The 20,853-nt window shown below is 44.8% G+C and carries 19 protein-coding genes and 3 tRNA genes; 4 read left to right on the top strand and 18 right to left on the bottom strand.

Annotated elements, in window-relative coordinates:
- Positions 1-5: 5 nt before the first annotated feature.
- Both CWE13_RS01380 and CWE13_RS01375 read right to left on the bottom strand, forming a co-directional pair.
- Positions 6-329, bottom strand: coding sequence for a YeaC family protein (locus tag CWE13_RS01380; protein WP_126805547.1), 324 nt, complete (start codon positions 327-329; stop codon positions 6-8).
- A 2-nt stretch (positions 330-331) separates the two neighbouring features.
- Positions 332-664 (bottom strand): zinc ribbon domain-containing protein, encoded by a 333-nt coding sequence (locus CWE13_RS01375; RefSeq protein WP_126805546.1) that lies wholly within the window; start codon positions 662-664, stop codon positions 332-334.
- 280 nt (positions 665-944) lie between these two features.
- Here CWE13_RS01375 and CWE13_RS01370 point away from each other — a divergent pair, with 280 nt between their 5' ends.
- Entirely contained in the window at positions 945-2,471 is a 1,527-nt protein-coding gene (locus CWE13_RS01370; RefSeq protein WP_126805545.1) for an alanine/glycine:cation symporter family protein, read from the top strand.
- 85 nt (positions 2,472-2,556) lie between these two features.
- Here CWE13_RS01370 and CWE13_RS01365 read toward each other — a convergent pair whose 3' ends face one another.
- The 3 genes from CWE13_RS01365 to msrB all read right to left on the bottom strand — a co-directional run bounded on the left by CWE13_RS01365 (position 2,557) and on the right by msrB (position 5,783).
- The gene (locus CWE13_RS01365) at positions 2,557-3,684 is read right to left on the bottom strand and encodes a M14 family metallopeptidase (protein WP_126805544.1); all 1,128 of its coding nucleotides are present in this window, start codon (positions 3,682-3,684) and stop codon (positions 2,557-2,559) included.
- A gap of 126 nt (positions 3,685-3,810) precedes the next feature.
- The gene (locus CWE13_RS01360; protein ID WP_126805543.1) at positions 3,811-5,259 is read right to left on the bottom strand and encodes a glyceraldehyde-3-phosphate dehydrogenase; all 1,449 of its coding nucleotides are present in this window, start codon (positions 5,257-5,259) and stop codon (positions 3,811-3,813) included.
- A gap of 128 nt (positions 5,260-5,387) precedes the next feature.
- Complete coding sequence (msrB, locus tag CWE13_RS01355) at positions 5,388-5,783, bottom strand: peptide-methionine (R)-S-oxide reductase MsrB (RefSeq protein ID WP_126805542.1); 396 nt, start codon at positions 5,781-5,783, stop codon at positions 5,388-5,390.
- Between the two features lie 179 nt (positions 5,784-5,962).
- Here msrB and pyk point away from each other — a divergent pair, with 179 nt between their 5' ends.
- A complete protein-coding gene (gene pyk, locus CWE13_RS01350) occupies positions 5,963-7,396 on the top strand; it encodes a pyruvate kinase (protein WP_126805541.1) in 1,434 nt (477 codons plus the stop codon).
- A 21-nt stretch (positions 7,397-7,417) separates the two neighbouring features.
- Here the strand turns inward: pyk and CWE13_RS01345 are convergent, their stop codons facing one another.
- The 3 genes from CWE13_RS01345 to CWE13_RS01335 form a co-directional block, all read right to left on the bottom strand.
- Positions 7,418-8,302 carry a DUF6279 family lipoprotein gene (locus tag CWE13_RS01345; protein WP_126805540.1) on the bottom strand — a complete coding sequence of 295 codons (885 nt, stop codon included), beginning with the start codon at positions 8,300-8,302 and terminating at the stop codon, positions 7,418-7,420.
- Between the two features lie 121 nt (positions 8,303-8,423).
- Positions 8,424-9,254 carry a LytR/AlgR family response regulator transcription factor gene (locus CWE13_RS01340; RefSeq protein WP_126805539.1) on the bottom strand — a complete coding sequence of 277 codons (831 nt, stop codon included), beginning with the start codon at positions 9,252-9,254 and terminating at the stop codon, positions 8,424-8,426.
- 31 nt (positions 9,255-9,285) lie between these two features.
- Positions 9,286-10,356: a sensor histidine kinase gene (locus CWE13_RS01335; protein WP_126805538.1), complete on the bottom strand. Its 1,071-nt coding sequence runs from the start codon at positions 10,354-10,356 to the stop codon at positions 9,286-9,288.
- 159 nt (positions 10,357-10,515) lie between these two features.
- On the opposite strand from CWE13_RS01335, the gene CWE13_RS01330 reads away from it, so the two are divergent.
- On the top strand, positions 10,516-12,357 hold the full coding sequence (locus tag CWE13_RS01330) for a M61 family metallopeptidase (protein WP_126805537.1): 1,842 nt from the start codon (positions 10,516-10,518) through the stop codon (positions 12,355-12,357).
- Positions 12,358-12,417: 60 nt separating this feature from the next.
- Here the strand turns inward: CWE13_RS01330 and CWE13_RS01325 are convergent, their stop codons facing one another.
- From CWE13_RS01325 to CWE13_RS01315, 3 genes are all read right to left on the bottom strand, one after another.
- Positions 12,418-13,272 (bottom strand): M23 family metallopeptidase, encoded by an 855-nt coding sequence (locus CWE13_RS01325; RefSeq protein WP_241973613.1) that lies wholly within the window; start codon positions 13,270-13,272, stop codon positions 12,418-12,420.
- Positions 13,265-14,164, bottom strand: coding sequence for a 6-carboxytetrahydropterin synthase (locus CWE13_RS01320; protein ID WP_126805536.1), 900 nt, complete (start codon positions 14,162-14,164; stop codon positions 13,265-13,267). Before CWE13_RS01320 ends, CWE13_RS01325 begins: the two co-directional genes overlap by 8 nt.
- Before the next feature lie 69 nt (positions 14,165-14,233).
- Positions 14,234-14,914, bottom strand: coding sequence for a LysE family translocator (locus CWE13_RS01315; RefSeq protein WP_126805535.1), 681 nt, complete (start codon positions 14,912-14,914; stop codon positions 14,234-14,236).
- Between the two features lie 165 nt (positions 14,915-15,079).
- Here CWE13_RS01315 and CWE13_RS01310 point away from each other — a divergent pair, with 165 nt between their 5' ends.
- Positions 15,080-15,991: a LysR family transcriptional regulator gene (locus tag CWE13_RS01310; protein ID WP_126805534.1), complete on the top strand. Its 912-nt coding sequence runs from the start codon at positions 15,080-15,082 to the stop codon at positions 15,989-15,991.
- A gap of 176 nt (positions 15,992-16,167) precedes the next feature.
- Here the strand turns inward: CWE13_RS01310 and CWE13_RS01305 are convergent.
- From CWE13_RS01305 to CWE13_RS01275, 7 genes are all read right to left on the bottom strand, one after another.
- Positions 16,168-16,254 (bottom strand) — tRNA-Leu (locus CWE13_RS01305).
- Positions 16,255-16,317: 63 nt separating this feature from the next.
- Positions 16,318-16,391: transfer RNA gene (locus tag CWE13_RS01300), tRNA-Cys, on the bottom strand.
- Positions 16,392-16,408: 17 nt separating this feature from the next.
- Positions 16,409-16,483: transfer RNA gene (locus CWE13_RS01295), tRNA-Gly, on the bottom strand.
- 136 nt (positions 16,484-16,619) lie between these two features.
- Positions 16,620-17,168 carry a CDP-diacylglycerol--glycerol-3-phosphate 3-phosphatidyltransferase gene (gene pgsA, locus CWE13_RS01290; protein ID WP_126805533.1) on the bottom strand — a complete coding sequence of 183 codons (549 nt, stop codon included), beginning with the start codon at positions 17,166-17,168 and terminating at the stop codon, positions 16,620-16,622.
- A 99-nt stretch (positions 17,169-17,267) separates the two neighbouring features.
- Positions 17,268-19,094, bottom strand: coding sequence for an excinuclease ABC subunit UvrC (uvrC, locus tag CWE13_RS01285; protein WP_126805532.1), 1,827 nt, complete (start codon positions 19,092-19,094; stop codon positions 17,268-17,270).
- 117 nt (positions 19,095-19,211) lie between these two features.
- Entirely contained in the window at positions 19,212-19,937 is a 726-nt protein-coding gene (locus CWE13_RS01280; protein ID WP_126805531.1) for a LuxR C-terminal-related transcriptional regulator, read from the bottom strand.
- Positions 19,938-20,251: 314 nt separating this feature from the next.
- A complete protein-coding gene (locus CWE13_RS01275; protein ID WP_126805530.1) occupies positions 20,252-20,851 on the bottom strand; it encodes a CBS domain-containing protein in 600 nt (199 codons plus the stop codon).
- Positions 20,852-20,853 lie beyond the last annotated feature (2 nt).

The raw sequence follows: 20,853 nt of genomic DNA, 5'->3' as shown, positions 1-20,853 counted from the left end.
TGGTTTTATTTCTCCGTATCCGAATCGCTATTAGCATTACCTAACGCATCATTTATATTAAAACGCGCAATATCAGAGCCGGCACGCAAGCGCAGCTCCGCACGGAAATCACCTTTGGTTTTCATTAAGAGTTCGCCAGACGGGGCAATCGTGAAATGATCATCTTGTTGTAAACGCTTAGCTTGGTAAACCATCACAAGCTCCATCGCATTTTCAAGCTGAACCGCAGTAAGTTTGTTTCCATCCGGCCAGCGGCCAGTTTCTACTGCATTCTTCATTCGTTCATATATTTCTGGTGTCATCGCCCTAAGGGCGTCATCGTACTGCATAATTATCGCTGTCGCTTAAGAATATAAATGCGGGCACGGGTTACTAAGTACCAAATAAAGCTAAGCACAGAAACAGCAAGGGAGATATGTGGCATAAACTGCCAACCTTCAACTTGCGTCCAATCATAGAAAGTACCCGTAATACCCGCTATAAAAAGTAAAATAGCGAGCATTTGATGGCTCACTAATTTGCTTACTTTAATCGAACGTTGATTTTGCGCCTTTCGCGCTAAGCTTTCAACATCATGAGCGCCAAGCATAAAGCCGCATTCACCACACACTGCAGCTCTATCAGAAACTTTTTTACCGCAGCCAGGGCAACTTATAATTGCCATATAAAAATCACCTAACCTAAAATTTATAAAATGCTTAGCTAATACGTTAACGATAAAAATTAGGTTCGCTAACGTAAACACGCCAAACCTTATCATAGCAGCCTGTAAGCTCAGGGTCATCACTCGATTCCGATTCTATATGCTTAATTGCGCTATATTCCATCTAGTTTTCGACCAGCAGCGTGTTTGACGAGGTTTTGTGTTCGGAATAGCGTAGAGCTTTCTGTTGAACTGTGGCAAAGTACGAGTAACAAAACAATAACAACCACGAGAGGATCTGATGGAAAATCTGGTCAGCACACTTAATAGTATCATTTGGAGCCCAGCCTTAGTATTTCTATGCTTAGCTGCAGGCTTATTTTACTCAATACTTACCCGCTTTGCGCAGGTTCGTCATTTCAAAGAGATGGTTAAACTTCTCTTTAGCCCCAACGAATCCAGCAAAGGTATCTCATCATTCCAAGCGCTTGCGGTAACACTCTCAGGCCGTGTGGGTGTAGGTAATATCGCGGGTGTTGCCGCGGCTATCGGTTTCGGTGGTCCTGGTGCAGTATTTTGGATGTGGGTTGTTGCCTTTTTAGGTGCCAGTACAGCGTATGCAGAATCTACCCTCGGTCAGATTTATAAAGTTGAAGAAAATGGCCAATATCGAGGCGGTCCTGCGTACTACTTCGAAAAAGCTTTAGGTCAAAAATGGTTAGCCATCGTTTTCGCCATATCTGCAATTGTCGCCTGTGGTATCTTCCTACCGGGTATCCAAGCCAACGCTGTAGGTAATGCCGTAACCCACGTGTTTGGCGACGGTAATTTAGTAACTACTGATTATGGCGATGTGGGTAGCAATAAATTAATTGCACTAGCTGTTATCTTGATCGTACTTGGCTTTATTATCTTTGGCGGAATTCGCCGCATTGCAAACTTCACCCAAGTTGTCGTGCCATTCATGGCGCTTGCCTACATCATTATGGCGTTAGTGATCGTATTCCTGAACTTAAACCAAGTGCCCGGCATATTCGCGATGATATTTACCGACGCGTTCACCGCGCAAGCCGGTTTTGGTGCCGCTATCGGTTGGGGTGTTAAACGTGGTATTTACTCGAATGAAGCGGGTCAAGGTACTGGACCACACGCCTCTTCTGCAGCAGAAGTTGATCACCCTTCGCAGCAAGGTTTAGTGCAGGCGTTCTCGGTTTATGTAGATACACTGTTTGTCTGTACCGCTACCGCGTTAATGATCTTGATCACGCAACAATACAACATTGTAACGGAAGCTTCTGGTGCGCTGATTCTACAAAATGTTGATGCTGCTACTGAAGTGGCCTCACCTGCATTCACGCAGCTCGCATTGTCCAGTGTGTTTGGTAATTTCGGGCAAGGTTTCGTGGGCGTCGCTATATTCTTTTTCGCCTTCACAACCATCCTGGCTTACTACTACATTGCTGAAACCAACGTGGCGTACTTAAACCGCTATATTAAAAACCGTTTTTCATTGTTCATCGTGAAAATGGTTATTATGTTTATGGTGGCCTATGGCATGGTTAATAGCTCTGGATACATTTGGAACCTTGGTGATATCGGCGTGGGCTTAATGGCGTGGATCAACATTCTCGGCATTTTAGCTATCTTCTTTGTCGCGAAACCGGCCATCATGTGCCTACGCGATTATGAAGAGCAGAAAAAAGCCGGTGGCCCGATCATTTTCGATCCAGTGAAACTCGGCATTAAAAAAGCTGACTTTTGGGAAAAGCGTATCGCCAAGCAACGTGCTGAAGGTACGGTTCCGCCAGCGGAAACAGAAGATAAGTAATTTGTTACTTAGATTCAAACACGAACTAAAAAGGCCGGATTAAAATCCGGCCTTTTTGTATCTACCAAACATCTAACCGCAACGCTTAACGCAGTTCATCGACAACATCAAGAACAGCTTTCAAAGTATCACGGCCAAAGTTACATGAACGAATATCCGACCATTGTTGGTAAGGTTCAGGTAAATCATCATTATCTTTGAACGGCATTTCGATAGTGAAAGCTAAGCACTTAAAGCGTTCCGCAACAGCGCTACTGGCTACCGTTAAATTAGCTTTACCAGGCGCTTCTTTTTCATAGCCATAAGTGGTTTGAAATTCGGCCGTTGCTGCGCGGTAGGCCTTGCGGAAACTCTCTTCGAGATTAGCATGGCGCTCATCGTACGAAGGAATGCCTTCCGAACCGGCGATAAAGTTATAGGGTAAGTTCTCATCGCCATGAACATCAAGATACATATCGACACCGATCGCATCCATCTCTTCCATAACGTGATAAACCTCTGGGCTCTTCTCTAACGAAGGTGCGGCCCACTCGCGGTTCAAGTTAACGCCAGCAGCATTAGTGCGCAAATGACCACGAACACTGCCATCAGGGTTCATGTTCGGAACAATATAAAACACAGCTTTATCGAGCAGCTGGCGAGATACAGGCTCGTCTTCGTCAAGCAAATGCTCTAACAAGCCTTCCACAAACCATTCAGCCATGGTTTCACCCGGGTGTTGGCGTGCAGTAATCCAGATATTCCGTTTGTGTTCAGCTGGCTCACCTACTATCAGCATGTTAATTTCGCGGCCATCCAATGTGGTGCCCAAAATACATTGCTGCACCCATGCTGATTGTTGGGCAACTTGCAGTAAATCAAGATGACGTTCCCAGCTATACGGAACAAAATAAGCATAGAAAACCGTTTCTTGCTCTGGCGTATGGGTGATGGTTAATTTTTCACCATCAAAAGAAGTTGGCACTCGGAACCAATGTTCGCGATCATAACTTGCCATTGCTTGGTAGTTCTCCCACCCTTTCGGATAAGCAGAGCCACCCGCATTCTCAATTACCATGCTGTGTTCAACATCAATCTCACCAAAAAGCTTAAAGTGGAACCATTGGTAAAAATCAGATTGATTATCTTTGCGAATACGTAAGCGGATGTTATCAGCGCTTTCAGCGCTAATTACATCAATATTACCGCTATCAAAGGCTGTAGAAATATACATAAAACAAGCATCCTCAATTTATAATCGTGCACTCACACTACGTGAGTAAAAAAGTGCCCAAGTTAGCAACACCAATGAGCCCCAAAAAAATAAGCGCCCGAAGGCGCTTTTAACGTTGTATCGTATTTACGCCGGAACGTTGGGTACAATCAAACCCGCCATATCTTGCACTACGCGCAATACCTGGCAGCTGTAACCAAATTCATTATCGTACCAAACGTATAGTACCGCGCGATCGCCATCAACAATGGTTGCTTGTGAATCAACAATGCCTGCATAGCGGCTACCTACTAGGTCTGACGATACGATTTCAGTAGACGAAGTAAAATCGATTTGATTCTGCAAATCCGAATTTAACGCAGCTTTGCGCAAATACTCATTTAAACCTTCTTTATCAGTAGATTTACCAAGGTTCAAATTCATAATGGCCATAGAAACGTTTGGTGTAGGAACACGTATCGCATTCCCCGTTAACTTGCCTGCCAACTCTGGTAGTGCTTTTGCTACTGCTTTTGCTGCACCTGTTTCCGTAAGCACCATATTTAATGGCGCCGAGCGGCCACGGCGTTCAGCTTTATGGTAGTTATCGATTAGATTCTGATCGTTGGTGTAGGCATGCACGGTTTCCACATGGCCATTTTTGATCACAAACTCATCGTTAATTGCTTTCAGTACCGGCGTAATCGCGTTCGTTGTGCAACTTGCCGCCGATACAATTAAATCGTCCGCTTGGATATCGCCATGGTTCACGCCATGAACAATATTCTTAATGTTACCTTTCGCCGGCGCCGTTAAGAGAACTTTTGCAGCCCCTTTCGATTTCAAGTGTAAACCTAAGCCCGCTTCGTCTTTCCAGACACCTGTGTTATCAACAATAATCGCATTGTCGATACCGTATTGCGTGTAATCGATAGAATCTGGCGAGTTCGCATAAATCACCTGAATTTGCGTGCCATTTGCTTTAATTGCGCTATTCGCGTGATCTACGGTAATCGAACCATTGAATGGACCGTGCACCGAATCGCGACGCAACAAACTAGCTCGCTTCTCTAAATCGCCTTCGCCACCGCCACGCACTACAATAGCTTTGAGCCGCAATTTATTGTTACGGCCATTACGTTCAATCAATAAGCGGGCAAGTAACCGACCAATGCGGCCAAAGCCATAGAGTACAACATCCCGCGGTTCTACTTCATCAGCCTTACCAACCAAATCGCCCAAAACACGTTTTACGTAATTTTCAACCGTTTCATCGCCTTGGCGCTTACCGCCAAAATGATAACCGAATGCTAATTTACCTAGATCAATACGCGCTGGTGCCATTTCGATTTCTGCAATCGCTTGCAAGAACGGATAGCTTTCACGCAAGCGTAATTTTTGCCCTTCATGCTGGCGCACTAAACGATGCGTTTTAATAATATCGATAGTTGAACCATTCAGCAGGCTCCGGCCATAAACCAGAATCTCTACTCCTTTGGTGCGATATAAACGACCAATTAATGGTTGCATTAACTCAGCAAACTCTTGGCGTTCTTCCCAGCTTTTTAACGTAATATCGTTCAGCGCGTCAGTCATCGGTAAACCTTTATTGATTCTTACGAATGTAACGAAAAAATCTAGCTCAAACTTATTCTAATCAAATAATTTCAAACTAGCCTAAAATGCGAGCGGCATTGTACTTAATTTGCCAACAAACTGCTACTTTACCGCTCTTCTTTTGCTTCGAAATCAAGTGCCAAAGAGTTTACACAGTAGCGCTGCCCTGTTGGTTCAGGGCCATCCGGAAAAACATGGCCAAGGTGGCCATCGCAATTTGCACAGAGAATTTCCGTGCGCATCATTCCGTGGCTCTTATCCGTTACATATTTCACCGTATCCGGCTCGGCGTCGTAAAAACTCGGCCAACCACAACCCGCATCAAATTTGGTTTGTGCTTTGAACAGCAAGGCGCCACATCCTGCACACTTATAATCTCCATTTCGCTCCTCTTGCAGCAAAGCACCCGAAAATGGCGCTTCCGTACCTTTTTCACGCAAAACGCGATAGGCTTCTGGGCTAAGTTCTTCTCGCCATTGCGCGTCTGTTTTTCGATCTTTCATAAATTTCACCTATTTATTTCGCTGGTTTGCGGTATCCATTCATACATCGGCCACATTCATTATGTTAATATTAGTGTGCTTGCAACAATTTGGTTGAGCAATAGCCTTTATATCTTTCTATATAAGCCTATTTCTTTATAGTTCAAAAGAACACGTTCAACAGTAAGGTTAATGTAATCATGTTAAGACGCACCAAGATAGTAACCACCTTAGGCCCGGCAACCGATAAACCAGGCGTGCTTGAATCATTAATCAAAGCAGGTGCCGATGTTGTGCGCTTGAATTTTTCCCATGGTAACGCTGAAGATCATATCAAGCGAGCGGAGTCGGTACGTGAAATTGCAAATAGGCTTGGTTATCACGTTGCTATCCTTGGCGATCTGCAAGGCCCTAAAATTCGTGTTGCGCGCTTTCTGGAAGGAACAGTAGAGCTGGAAAAAGGCGCGGCCTTTATTCTGGATGCAGCGTTTGATGGTGCAGCCGGTACCACCGAGCGTGTGGGCCTTGATTACAAAGAGCTACCCAAAGATGTAGAACGCGGCGACATTCTCCTACTGGACGATGGTCGTATTCGCCTAGAAGTTACGGCAGTTTCGGGTTCTGAAGTTCATACCGTGGTTACTGTTGGTGGAACATTATCGAATAACAAAGGCATTAACCGCATGGGCGGCGGCCTATCTGCAGCTGCGCTAACGGATAAAGATTACCGTGATATCGAACTTGCTGCCGAAATCGACGTTGATATTCTTGCCGTATCTTTCCCGCGCAGCGGCGCCGATCTTCAATTAGCACGGGCACTATTAAACAAAGCTGGATGTGATGGTGCTATTTGCGCAAAAATCGAACGAGCAGAAACAGTTGCAACCGATGAAGCACTCGATGATGTCATTTTAGAATCTGATGTTGTTATGGTTGCACGTGGCGATCTCGGAGTTGAAATTGGTGATGCACAACTCGTTGGGAAGCAAAAACGAATTATTCAGCGAGCACGTGAATTGAATAAAGTAGTTATCACCGCTACGCAGATGATGGAATCGATGATCGATAACTCGATGCCTACCCGCGCTGAAGTTATGGACGTAGCCAACGCTGTTCTCGACGGCACCGATGCCGTGATGCTTAGCGCGGAAACCGCGGCTGGTAAGTATCCAGTAGAAACCGTGTTGGCCATGGCCGAAATCTGTAGTGGCGCAGAAGAATACCCCGCTCTTCGCTTAAGCCGCGATAGAATCGAGGAGTCCGTTCCTTCGGTATCGCAAGCCACAGCACTGGCTGCTATGTATACAGCAAATCACCTAGAAGGCGTTACTGCGATTATCGCGCTTACCGAATCAGGACACACCGCGAAGTTAATGTCGCGTATTCACACTGATTTACCGATTTTTGCGCTTTCTCGCCACGAACACTCATTAAATCGCGCAAATCTTTATCGGGGGGTTTATCCGGAGTATTTTGATTCCACCGCATCAGATCCCCAACGCGTGCTTCGCGATGCCATTGAATTAATTGAGAAGCGTGGGCATATCAATAAGGGCGAAATGGTTATTATCACCCATGGCGATGTAATGGAAACCATTGGTAAAACGAATACAAGTAAGATTCTACAAGTATAGCGTGCGCCTTAAAATACTAGGTTAGAACTCAACGTTGCGTTGTTTCATCATTCCACGAATATCTCGACGAAGCTTATCAATACGGCGCGCTAACTTACTGCGTTGCTGTATTGATAGGCTTTCATGTAAAGCCACCATGAGCGCAAGAGATGCCTCTTCGGTAATCTCAAGTTGTGCGTTCATATCGGCACCGCGAAATTGTTCTGGCTCCAGATAAAGATCTTGTAATACTTGCGAAAAGTTATCGTCATGACGGTTTTCTAAGATACGAACAAACGCCTCATGCCATTGTTGTTGATAGCGATACCATTGCTTATTCACAATCGGCGCTTGCATGCTCCAATCCATGATGCGTTGCGTTTGTTCATCGTTCGGCTTGCCTGCGTAACTCCGAAAGGAATCCATGAAACGATCTGCGCGTCTCTGCTGTGGGTAGTTTTCATTGCCACCCGCGATTTCCATTTCACTCTCTTCTAGTCGATCTTGCTGTTTTTCTAAGCGGGCTTGCAAGTTCTCAATCAACTCAGCAACTTGATCGTCATCTAACGTTTTTAATAGGCGAACCGAAGGCGCAATTAATTGCAAACGTATTTCATACCAATAGTTGGCAATGATTTCCTGCTTCTCAATTAATATGTCTGTAGTGAGTTCCGGAGCATGTAGCAATTGCGATGCTTCAGTGAGTAGCTGATGATATTTCGGCATGTGCGTTTGTGCGTGCCATTGCAGGAATTGCTCGGTTTCTTCGCGCAGCAGCGCATCTTGCGCATCATTTAAAGATACATAGTTTCCGGCCTGCCAGCTTACCAACGTTTCGGCATAACGATACCCAAGCTGGCGGCTACTGCAGCTCGTAAGCAATATTACGGCGAATACAATGAGCAAGGAAAGAACAAACGAACGCATGATGTCAGCCTTATACGGTTTAGTAATTACAACGGTAACTACACCCGTTTAATTACGAACACACAGCACTTATTGATCATACTTTAATAATTGAAAGGAAAATTCAAAAACGCGAGATAGATTAGGCTAAGCCGAGTACCAATTGCTTTATTCGATCCTTGTAACTGCGGCTTACTTTTAGCTCTTGGCCATTTTGTAGTACTAAATGATACTCGCCATTCTGACGGCTACAGAGCTTCTCAACTTGCCCGAGGTTAACAATCGCCGAACGGTGAATTCGTTGGAATAACCGTGGGTTTAACTCTTGTTCAAGCTCTTTCATGGTACGGCGTAAAATGTGGGTTTGATTGGCAGCGTGTATACACATGTAATCACCGGCAGCGTCAATCCATTCAATTGAATTTATCGCCACCCGGGTAATTTCACCGCTATCTTTAATCGCAATATGCTCTGGGTAATTTTCAATGAGAGGAGCTTTGCCTTCGGCAAGTTGTTGCAGAATTTCTTCAACATCGCCACCCGTAATTTCTGCCACGAGCTCAACTAAACGCTGTTGATAACCACTCGTTTGCTCTGTGCGTAGTTCTTCACCGATACGTTCAATTGCAACGGCTAAACGTTCTTCATCTACAGGTTTTAACAGATAATCAATAGCACGCACTTCAAACGCACGAATCGCATAATGATCATAAGCCGTAACAAATACAACAGCAGGCATTTGTGCTGCTTTCTCTCGAATCAAACGCAAAACATCAAAGCCGTTTAGGCCCGGCATTTGAATATCAAGAAAAACCAAATCAGGTGCTTCGCGAACAATCATTTCGATAGCTTCACGGCCACTACTCGCTTCGCCGACAACCTCGACATGAGCAAAAGCCCCTAAGCGAATACGTAAACCCTGCCGTGCTAGCGGTTCATCATCAACAATTACTGCGCGAATGCGTTCTTTCATAAGGCTCAAATCACAATCTCATAAGTGCACATTAATGTTCAGCGGTTTGCCACGGAAATTTCAATGACGCTACGCAACCTGTAGGTGTATTAGCCGACAGATTAAATGAGAACTGTTTTCCATACAAGGCTTTGAGCCGTTCTTTCGTATTCACTAGCCCTACTCCGGAACCGCGAATCCTCATTTTCGAAGGGTCAAAAGGTTCCGGACCGTTATCAGAAACGGCGATTGTAAGCTCACTATCCACAACCGCTGCGTTGATTTCAATACGCCCTACTGCCTCAGTTTTAGCAATGGCGTATTTGATAGAGTTTTCGATTAAGGGCTGTAAAATCAAACTCGGTACTAATGCGTGCTTGGCTTCGTCGCTAATATTTACGATTACTTCCAAACGATCACCGAACCGCACTTTTTCAATATCAAGATAAAGCATAGCGGCGGATATTTCTTGCTCAAGCGTAATGCGTTTAATCGGCTCGTTATCCAAGGAGAAGCGCAAGAACCGGCTCAGCTTGCTCATCATTTGATTCGCACCCTTGTTATCATTTACTAAGATCAGCGTTGATATCGCATTCAGAGTATTAAATAAAAAGTGTGGGTTTAGCTGATAACGTAACATTTTCAACTGCGATTGATGCGCCATTGAGGCGGCCGCAAGGGATTTTTGCTGAGCGTCTTGTAGCAGTTGATAGTATTTAATTACAAAATATAAAACACTCCAGGTTAGCATGATGTAGAACTTAACCACGGTGAGCTGAAAGTAAAATAATAAATTCGTTGGCCGGAACCCAAACTTGTAGATTTCCCAGTTCGTGAGGTTGTCAATAACCGCCCAAGTAGCCGCAGCAAGATAAGAACATAGAACCACCACCACGATCTGAAACATCGGGTGTTTATGCCAAATTGAGCGGTAAATATAGCGCATAGGTACCGTTAGCAAGAAGCCACCGTATGCACCCAAAAGTACAATCACAATCCAGATCTCACGCATTTCATGCATGAGCGAACCCATGTATTGCACCAACGCGTAGCCCGACCAACCTGCAATTTGCAGTAGCCAAAACATTTTATTTCGATCTTCTAGATACGAACGCCAGTTCAAACTTAATCCTTAATCATCGTGATAAACATACCTAATATAGAATTGTACTCGAAGTACTTGAAAATTCGATGCCATTCAACCGGAAAGTATCATGCTTAGTCGCATCTAGATGCTCATGATACACTCGGCTCATTCAGTAACGGCTCTAAAAGGCAATTTATGAAAACCGACAGTGCAGCGGTAAATGCAATAAAATCGCAATCGACTCCTGAAATCACCTACATCATTGATACTCAGGATCTACATCATCACTATTTCAATGTAACCTTAACGATCGAAAAGCCGGATCCGAATGGTACTATTTTGCGCTTACCTGCATGGTTACCCGGCAGTTACATGATACGGGATTTTGCTAAGAATGTTGTTGAGTTCTCAGCTACCCAAGCAGATTGTGAGCTGAGCTACATACGCTTGGACAAGAGCACATGGCAGATTTCACCTGCTACTGGCCCGCTTACCGTAACCTATAGAGTATATGCGTTTGATTTATCAGTTCGAACCGCTTGGCTCGATAGCGAATTTGGCTTTTTCAACCCAAGCGCGCTGTGTTTAGAGGTTTTAAACTCAGAATACAGAAACGTTAACCAAACCCATCACCAAATACAGGTATTGCCCCCTCAGCATGAACATCCAGCACGGCAATGGCAACTCGCTACGGGCATGCCTTGCATTCAGGCAGACAAAAATGGTTTTGGAACGTTCCGTGCGGAAAGCTATGCTGCTCTGATCGACTATCCGTTTATGTTAGGTGCTCTAACGCGTATAAACTTTAGCGCCGGGAATATCCCTCATAGCCTAGTGTTAGTGGGGCGTCATTTTGCCGATGAAGAACGATTACGCGATGATTTGAAAGCCATTTGTGAAGCGCAAATTGAGTTTTGGCAAGGTAATGTTCCTTTTGATAATTATCAATTTCTTACCATGGTTGTAGGCGAAGGATTCGGCGGACTTGAGCATCGTAACTCAACCGCACTCCTATGCAGCAGGCATACGCTAGAACCGGGCGCGAGGAGTGCGGCAGTAAGTGATGAATACCTTACATTTTTGAGCTTATGTAGCCATGAATATTTCCATAGTTGGAATATAAAGCAACTACGACCTAAGTGCTTTCACCCCTACGATTTACAGCACGAGCAATATACTGAGCAACTCTGGTTTTACGAGGGGATAACCTCTTACCTCGATGATTATTTTGTTCAGCAAAGTGGTGTTATGCCAGCAGAACAATTTATTCAACGCCTTGGGCAGAATATAAGCCGGGCTTTGCGGGGCAAAGGGCCACAACGACAAAGTGTATTGGAATCCAGCACACTCGCATGGACAACCTTTTACCAGCAAAACGAAAACGCACAAAATGCGATCAGTAGCTACTATACCAAAGGCGCTACCATTGCGTTGCTTATCGATTTAATGCTGCGGCAAGCGAGCAACCAATTGTGCTCTATCCGCGATGTTATGATTACGCTTTATCAAGGTAAACGCGTACGCGGCACCGATCATCAGGATTTAATTGCAGCGATTACTGAAATTGGTAACCCTGAAATCGGCAAACAAGTTCAGCAGTGGCTTGCAACCACAAAGCCTTTGCCCATCGATGTGTGGCTTGAACAATTTGGCATCGAAGTGAGCCCAAATACCGCAGAGGCGCTCACATTGCAGCCAGGGTTGAGTGCTACGATTGCGAATCAAGTTGCTCTTGGGGCGGTATTGCAAGAGAAAGGCAACGAAATTGTTGTATCGCGGGTATTCGAGGAAAGTGCTGCCGCGTTGGCTGGTATTGCGGTACATGATCGCTTAGTGGCGATTGATTTTTTAGCCGCCAATCGGAGCAATGTACAAAAAGCATTCAATCGTTATAAGCCCGGAGAGCGGGTTGTTGTGCATGTGATACGCGACGATCAATTATTTGAACGGGAATTAACTTGGCAAGCGCCGCAAGCGGATTGTTTTGCGCTCACGATTCGAGATAAAGCGGCTTGCGGCCAATGGCTGCGGTTGTAAATTAGCTTTTTGGCGCTAACGTTACCGGTGCAGCGTTAGCGCCAAAAAAAAGATTAAAATCTATTCGCGTTCGGGTAAGAGTAACGCGGGATCCACACGAACTGAACCCCAATTCATGCGCCAATCTAAATGTGGGCCAGTAGCGCGGCCAGTAGCACCTATTTCACCAATTAAATCGCCAGGCTCAACAACTTGCCCTTCTTCTACATGAATAGCGTGCAAATGTAGAAAGCTAGAAAAAATATTGTGGCCATGATCGATTATAATGGTGCCACCAGAAAGCACCATATCTGCAGCCGTTAACCGCACTTCGCCGCCTGCTGGCGCGTAAACCGGTGTTCCGGTAGGCGCGGCGATATCAAGCCCCCAGTGTGGAGCGCTCGGATTACCATTCAATATTCGTTGGCTGCCATACACACCGCTAATTCGACCCTCAGCAGGCCAAATAAAGGCTTCAGTGAAGTTCAAACGATCACTATCAATATCACGCGCCGCGCCAATTTTAACATTATCGGCGCGTATCAGCGCTTGCACTTCAGGATCGGGGGTTACCGTGCGCTGGGGCAAACCATCCACACGCTGGATATTAAATTCACGGCTTTCAATTGCAAATTGCTGTTGCCATTGTTCACCTGTGGACGATGTAATCTTGAGTTCAATATCGCCTTCATCATCCCGGCCAATACCAAACACAAAATATCCATCCCGCCCTACTTTCAGAGATTCGCCGTTGAGCGTAACGTCTGCATCAGGCGCGGTACGGCCAACAATCATCGCGCCTTGTACAAATTCTCCCGAAATTGAGGGAGCTATACTTGAGTTATTTTCGGCAAGCGCATTCGCCGACCATATCGCTGTAATCGCAAAAAATGCAATAAGCGGGGCCTGGATTAGCTTTCGAAACATATTATGCATAACCTATCGCTCCTTTACCTACGCCCTCAAAAGCAATTACTTTCACCTCGGGCGTATGGGTTGGCATTGATTCTGCCGCAATTGTTTTAGCAATTTCATGTGCCACATAATCGGCAATACATTCAACCGTAGTATCCGTAAACATAACTTCGTTCTCTTGCGCCGGCAAAATCAATTCAAACAGGCCCTGTTCCGCCATGTACGAATAGCAAATATGGTGCTCACCGGTGTGTTTTCTTGCGGCAGCACTTAACTTCAAACTGCTCGCCTCGCCCACGTCCTCAGCCGTTCCCACGTAGATATCCTCCCAGCGGCGCGACCAACGTTGCTCCCATGCGGGGCTGCGCATTCCGTCGATGAAAATTTTAATGGCTGAACGATGACCGTGAGCAATGCGTTGGCAATTACCATCATGCTTTTTTAAACCGTGCGTATAATGATAATAAAATCCGTTCATTTCTTCGGCCCGCAAAGTGAGCTCGAGCCCCTTAACATTTGCTGGCAATTCACGCTTTATCACCGCCTGCAGATAGGCAATAGTTGATTCTTGGGTAATCGTATCAGAATCAATGAAGGCGTATGCATCGGCCGGACAATACAAATGAATCGATTTGTTTGGGCGTAAAAAATCAACCCAGTAGTGCGTTCCTGCTTCTTCGCGTGTTACTTGTGTAAACACATGTTCCGTTGGTATGAGCAGTTTATGATCAACCGATTGGTCAATAATTGCCTTTACTTGTTTTTTAACCCGGCCAAAATCTAGCACCATGGATTGATCATTCAACGAACCATCAAGAATAATATCCACAATCCAGCTTTCTCCCACTATCCCCCGCTCTGGGCACAGATAAGAAAAATCGATTACGGTAAGATCATTCACAAATAACTGCATTTAACGGCCTTTTGAAAGCTATAGCTAAAAATAAAAATATTAAAAATCAATATCGAGAGTATACCGGAATCAGGGGTACTGCCACCACTGCCAAAGTAAATGGATTGCTAACAACCATAAAACCAAACCCATAACTCTATCAAACCAATAACCATGGCTTAATAAAATAGTCCGTATTCTAGTTTTACCAATCATAAACGAGAGCGCAGCGAACCAAGCGAAAGTAGCGATGGCTAAATACGTACCGTATCCAACTTTTACTAACAGTGGTGTTTGTACAGAAATAATCGACGTGAACAGCGCTAAGAAAAACATGGTAGCTTTGATGTTCAGGCCGTTGGTTAAAAAGCCAATGACGAAAGCGCGCCCTACTGAAATCTGTGGAACCACGGCCACCGTTTGTTCACCATCGCCGGATTCCGCTGCACGGCTAACGGGTATTGGCGCAGAACGCAGTGCGTTCCAACCTAGCCAAAAGAAATATGCGCTCGCAATTAAAAGCAGCATTTGATAAAGCCACGGCGTTTGATTGATAACTAACGCTAAACCAAGTATTGAATAGGTAACGTGAACCAAAATACCGGTGCCAATACCGGCACTCACCCACGTTGCTATTCGGGAGCCATGGCGCACACTGTAGCGGCTCACTACTGCAAAATCAGGGCCTGGGCTCATCACCGCTAGTGCATGTGCTATGGCCATAGCGAGGAACTCAGCGAAATATCGGCCTGCAAAAACATCATCTAACATTCTAAAAGCAATCTCCTGCTCTAAGCGCATATAAATAAACATATTTGCGCTCATTCTGGTAATTTATTATGATGATTTAAAATCAACATGTTTTGATTAATAAGAAATCCATGCGGGTTGTCAGCACGGCGGTTTTTTAAGCATTAACAATAGGTGTGGCCAAAAATGAAAAATAATAATTTCCCATCATTAAATGCATTGCGGGTATTTGAAACGGTTGCCCGCTTGGGTAGTTTTAAAGCGGCGGCAGCCGAGCTTAGCGTTACCCAATCCGCTATTAGCCGCCAAATCACCACCCTTGAAGAACAATTAGGCATCCGTTTAATCCAACGAGATAACCGAGTACATGCATTAACCCCCGCAGGTGATGCCTTAGCCCCTGATTTATCAAGAGTGTTTCGACAAGTTGAGCGGTTAGTAAAGCGCACAATGAAAAATGGTGAACACGCCCGCCGTACCCTAACACTCGGTATCAGTAGCGAACTACTACGCTGGTGGTTGGGCCCTATGCTCTCCGAATTCAACCAATTATACCCTCATCTAGAGTTACAATGTGTACAGGTTCCTGAATATTTAAGCAGACAAAACGAAGCTCCGTTAACACATGAACTACTGCATGGTGAACTCGATGCACTACTTACCTTCTCTGCCCCCGCGCAGAAAGCGATAGCAAACTGGTTACTAAGCGATAGCCAACTGATTTTAATGCGTTCTGATAGTGTTTCAGAGCCTTGCAATAAAACATTGAGCGATTGTAAGTTTGTAGCTGTGAACACCAATAAAGATTGGGATCGTTGGACCAAGGAATTTGATACTAAAATATCGGCAGATCAGGTGCAATTAGTAAATAACACGAGTATGGCAGTGGAACTGGGGCAATTTACCAATAGGTTACTCCTGTTACCCGATTTTTATGCGCGCGCGGCCATCGAAGCAGGGTTAAAAGAAGTACCCGGTTTTCGGCTTACCAGCCGCCATGGCCTCCACATTTCCGTTCGCAGAGAAAGCCAACGCGAAATGGCAATTGTTGCCTTGGTGAATTGGTTGCAGCATGTAATCGAGAACCGTAGCCGTTAGTATGCCGTTCCCTAATCATACAAAGAACTGCAGTATCAACCACTAAGGCCCCAACTTCGCGCCAAAAGCCCGAAATCCATTCTCCCGCGAATGCATTAGGTATAGTTATTCCATGATATTTAACAGATTAGGAATTAAAAACTTAAATTAGGATGCTTGCAAAAGATACTTAGAAATGGTGCCCGGGGCCGGACTCGAACCGGCACGCTGTTTCCAGCGAGGGATTTTAAATCCCTTGTGTCTACCAATTTCACCACCCGGGCTTTTCAGTAGGCACTATTTCTAGTGTTGTAATGCTGTGTAGAACTTTAGAAGTTCTAGAAAACTGGAGGCGGGTCCCGGAGTCGAACCGAGATCCACGGATTTGCAATCCGCTGCATAGCCATTCTGCCAACCCGCCTGGGTTAAAATAAAGTTTGGAGCGGGAAACGAGATTCGAACTCGCGACCCCAACCTTGGCAAGGTTGTGCTCTACCACTGAGCTATTCCCGCGCTTCACTTTATTTCTCACCAGGGCGTTGCCCCAGTGGCTGTGCATTCTACCTGTCCCTTGATTTCAGTCAACAATAAATTTCGATTTTTAAGCTGTTTGCCTATTTTTTGAATGAAATGGCTAAAATATAGCTTATTAACTGTCTTTTGTTAGGTCAGCCCATGCAGCAGTGAGGTAAATATACATCGACCACACCGTTAAAATTGCAGCCACATAGATCGCCATGGCGCCAATTACATATACGAAGGTATTCGCGCTCCACAACAAACCCGTAAGGGCTATCATTTGTGCGGTCGTTTTTACTTTGCCAATAGTAGATACCGCTACACTATCGCGTTTACCGATTTCCGCCATCCATTCACGCAAAGCTGAAATAATAAGCTCACGGCTGATAATTAATAGCGCTGGAATAGTTATCCAAAGCGTTTGATGGTATTCCACCACCACAATAAGTGCGGCCGCTACCATAATTTTATCAGCCACCGGATCTAGAAATGCACCAAACTTTGTTTGTTGTTCCAGTTTACGCGCTACATAACCGTCAATTCCATCCGTTATTGCGGCTAATACGAAAATGAGCGCAGCATAAAAGTGAGCGTACTCGATAGGCAGATAGAACACAGCGAGGAAAACCGGAATCAAAATAATCCGGAAAGACGTTATAATATTCGGAATGCTCCACATAAGGGCTTGATCTCACTTTCTTATCTGTGTTTATGGAATTCAGGTACTTAAGAACCACATAGCAAAGGCTTATGCGAACGTTATCACCTAATTATCAACTTATTCATCACGTAACGCATAATAAATGGTTTCCGCAAGCGCCCTGCTAATGCCAGGAACATTTGCCAACTGCTCTATACTAGCGCTTTTTACCTGCTGCAATCCACCTAGATATTTAAGTAAATTTTGCCGGCGCTTGTTCCCAACTGCTGGAATTTCTTCCAGCGTAGATGTTTTTCTTACTTTAGCTCGGCGCTGACGATGGCCGGTAATTGCAAAACGATGCGATTCATCACGAATATGTTGAATTAAATGCAGCGCTGGATCGTCAGCCGCTAAATGAACGGTATTTCGGCTAAAACCAAAGATAAGCGTCTCTAACCCTGGCCGCCGGCTCTCGCCCTTTGCGACGCCCAGTAAAATAGGCGGATGAGGCCAATCTTGAAAATACTCTTCCGCTTGCGTTAACTGCCCTTTGCCGCCATCGATCAACAATAAATCAGGTACATTTTCGCGTTCAACGGCTTGTTTATAACGGCGTTCTAAAGCCTGTGCCATGGCCGCATAATCGTCACCACCGGTGATGCCTTTTATATTGAAACGACGATAATCGGATTTTCGCGGCCCATCTTGGTCAAATACAACGCAAGAAGCTACCGTTTCTTCGCCCATAGTATGCGAAATATCAAAGCATTCCATACGTTCAATAGGCGTTTCGCGCTGTAGAAATTTGTGCAGTGCTTTAAATCGGGTTTGCATCGTGGATTGCAACCCAAGCTTACTCTCAACAGCGTTCATTGCATTCTTAGTTGCTAACGCTAAATATTGCTGACGCTCTCCGCGCTTTGGTTGCACGAGCTTCACGCGCATATCTAATGCCAAACTTAACTGTTCATTTAAGGCACTTCTATTTTCCAACTGCTCGGGAACAATAATTTCCGCTGGAACCCGCTGGCCATGCTGTTGGTTTAGGTAATATTGAATTAAAAATGATTCCAACACTTCAGTATCGCTCGTGTGCGCAGGCACCTTGGGGTAGTAACTACGGCTTCCTTGCACCGAGTTTTGTCGGATCGATAGCAAATGCACGCAGGTAAACCCTGAATTTCTATATATACCTATCGCATCTAACTCATGCTGGCTTCCGCTAACCGCATTGCGCTCTTGAACCTGACGTAAAGCAACAATTTGATCGCGCAACATGCCAGCCCGCTCGAATTCCAAGTTTTCACTCGCCCGCTCCATCGCACCAACGAGTGTATTAATCACTTCATTATTTTTACCACGCAAAAAAAGCTTTACCAATTGAACTTGTTCGGCATATTGATCTTTCTCTGGCAAACCCACACAGGGTGCTAAACAGCGTTTTAACTGATGCTGCAAGCACGGGCGGCTTCGTGCCCGATAGTAGCTATCATCACATTGACGAACTGGGAATAGTTTCTGCAGTAAACGTAAACTTTCACGAACAGCACTGCCGTTGGGAAATGGCCCGAAGTATTCACCTTTTTCACGCCGGGTACCGCGATGATACGCAATACGCGGATGCTCATGTGCAGAGATAAAAATATAGGGATAAGATTTATCATCGCGCAACAGCACGTTGTACCGCGGCATGTGGGTTTTGATAAAGCTATTCTCTAATATCAACGCCTCGGCTTCGCTGTTGGTTACCGTTACTTCCATGTGTGCAATTTGCTTCACTAAAGCTTGGGTTTTAACCGAATCAACATTTTTCCGAAAATAGCTCGTAACACGCTTGCGGAGGTCCTTTGCTTTCCCCACATAAATAACCTCACCGTCAGCCGAAAACATGCGATAAACACCCGGCTGGTGAGTTAAGTTTTTAAGAAAATCTTGCGCGTTAAATTGGTTTTCTTTCGCCATAGATAAAGGGGTTCAAGTACCTAAGTTTAAAGTGCAGCAAATGCGCACTTATATACATCACAATTCGTATACTTAGATTACCAGAACCCCTATCGGATGTCTGCGCTCTTGCATGTGTTAGGCGGTTATTTGCGCGGTACTATCGTTCGCTGGATTTTGCGCTAGTGCAGGATGAACAGGCACAATAGTTTGATGAATCGGGTTATTGTTTATATCGTGGTTTATAAGGCCATACTTGTAGGCTAAGTGCGTAATCTGCACATCATTCTCCACATTTAACTTTCGATATAACCGATAGCGGAATGTGTTTACTGTCTTTCTTGAAATATATAGGCGCTCAGAAATAGAACTTACGGTAAGCCCTGTACTTATCAGCTGAAAAATCTGCTGCTCCCTGCGGCTGAGTGAGCTGAGTAGTGGGTGTTTAAGTAGCGGGCCTTGGTAGCGCTTAGCCATTTGCCGCAAAATATTAGGCGTGTAACTTTGCCCAAGCGAAACCACTCGGCAACCGTGATTTACTTCATCAATCGAGGCTTCATTTAGCAGATATCCAGATACTGCTGGCTCATTAAACTTGTAATCGAGCGCATGGTTTAATTTGTCGCACCACAGCATAATTCGCAGCGCTGGATTTAATTTATGCAGCTTCTTAATTAAAGCGCGTGTAGCCGAACCCACAAATTCTTCACTCAGCACGAGTAAATTAGCAGTGCGCTTAACCACTAAGCTCTCTAAACCATTACGGTTTTGAGCTACATGCACCCGCCAACGTAATTCTCCTAACTCGTTTACCACTCCCGTGTGCCGAATCCCTTTTGGTAAGGCCACAATTACATCACTCATAACGTAGTTTCCTTGTCGCAAGTTATTGTTAATTTATGTACTTCTCCAGAAGTGCGTTATTTTTAGATAAATACCGTCATAAAATCAACATACAAATGCAACTAAAATGCAACAATTGCTCAAATTGAAAGCACTTTTGGCACCAATTAATTATGATAAACATCATAACCACGCCTACTGCAAATACGATAACTTAATTACCTCCTACCTTTCCTTGTAAGCAATAACGCAAAAAGCATCCTTTCGGATGCTTTCATAATACGCATGTAGCATAAGCGCGCTATCGTTGTTCACAGTCTCACAAGCCTGAGCCCTTATTCAATCGCATCACGATGCCGAACCGCATTCATAATTTCTACAAAACTATTAGCATGATGTGGAATTTGTACTGATTCACCGGTTAATTCAACAATGCGTAATGCGGGCACAATACCAATAATTTCATTGTCATCGTGAACCAGTAGATAGTCTTGTCCACTTCTATGCAAGGTTGCTACCACATCACCAATTTTCGCTTGCTGTAATTGCTGACGCGAAACCAACGGCAACTTTGCGATCGGGATCATTAAGTAATCAATGCTTACATCTCCATGTGGTATGCGTAAATCGCGAGCCATATTAATGGCCGTACGGCCATACAGTTCCTGCTTCGGCAGAATGCCAACTAACTCGTTGTCGCTATTCATCACACACGCATAGCGCGCTTTAGTAGCTTCTAACAAAGCCTCTGCGCGGTCTAACTCTAAGGTTTGGTTTATCTCTAAAGGGCGTTGGAACGAAAAATCAATCAACACATTAAGTGCGCTTTCATTCCAACTCAATTTTCTTTGCAAGAACTGGGGGCCTGCATGTTTTGCCGATTTATTCTTCACGATCGGCAACGCCGAAAAGCTCAAAGCTGTATAACTAGACATAA

The organism is Aliidiomarina shirensis (assembly GCF_003987345.1).
GTDB lineage: Bacteria > Pseudomonadota > Gammaproteobacteria > Enterobacterales > Alteromonadaceae > Aliidiomarina > Aliidiomarina shirensis.
The sequence above is the reverse complement of the archived record's forward strand: the minus strand, read 5'-3'. Positions and strand labels throughout refer to the sequence as shown.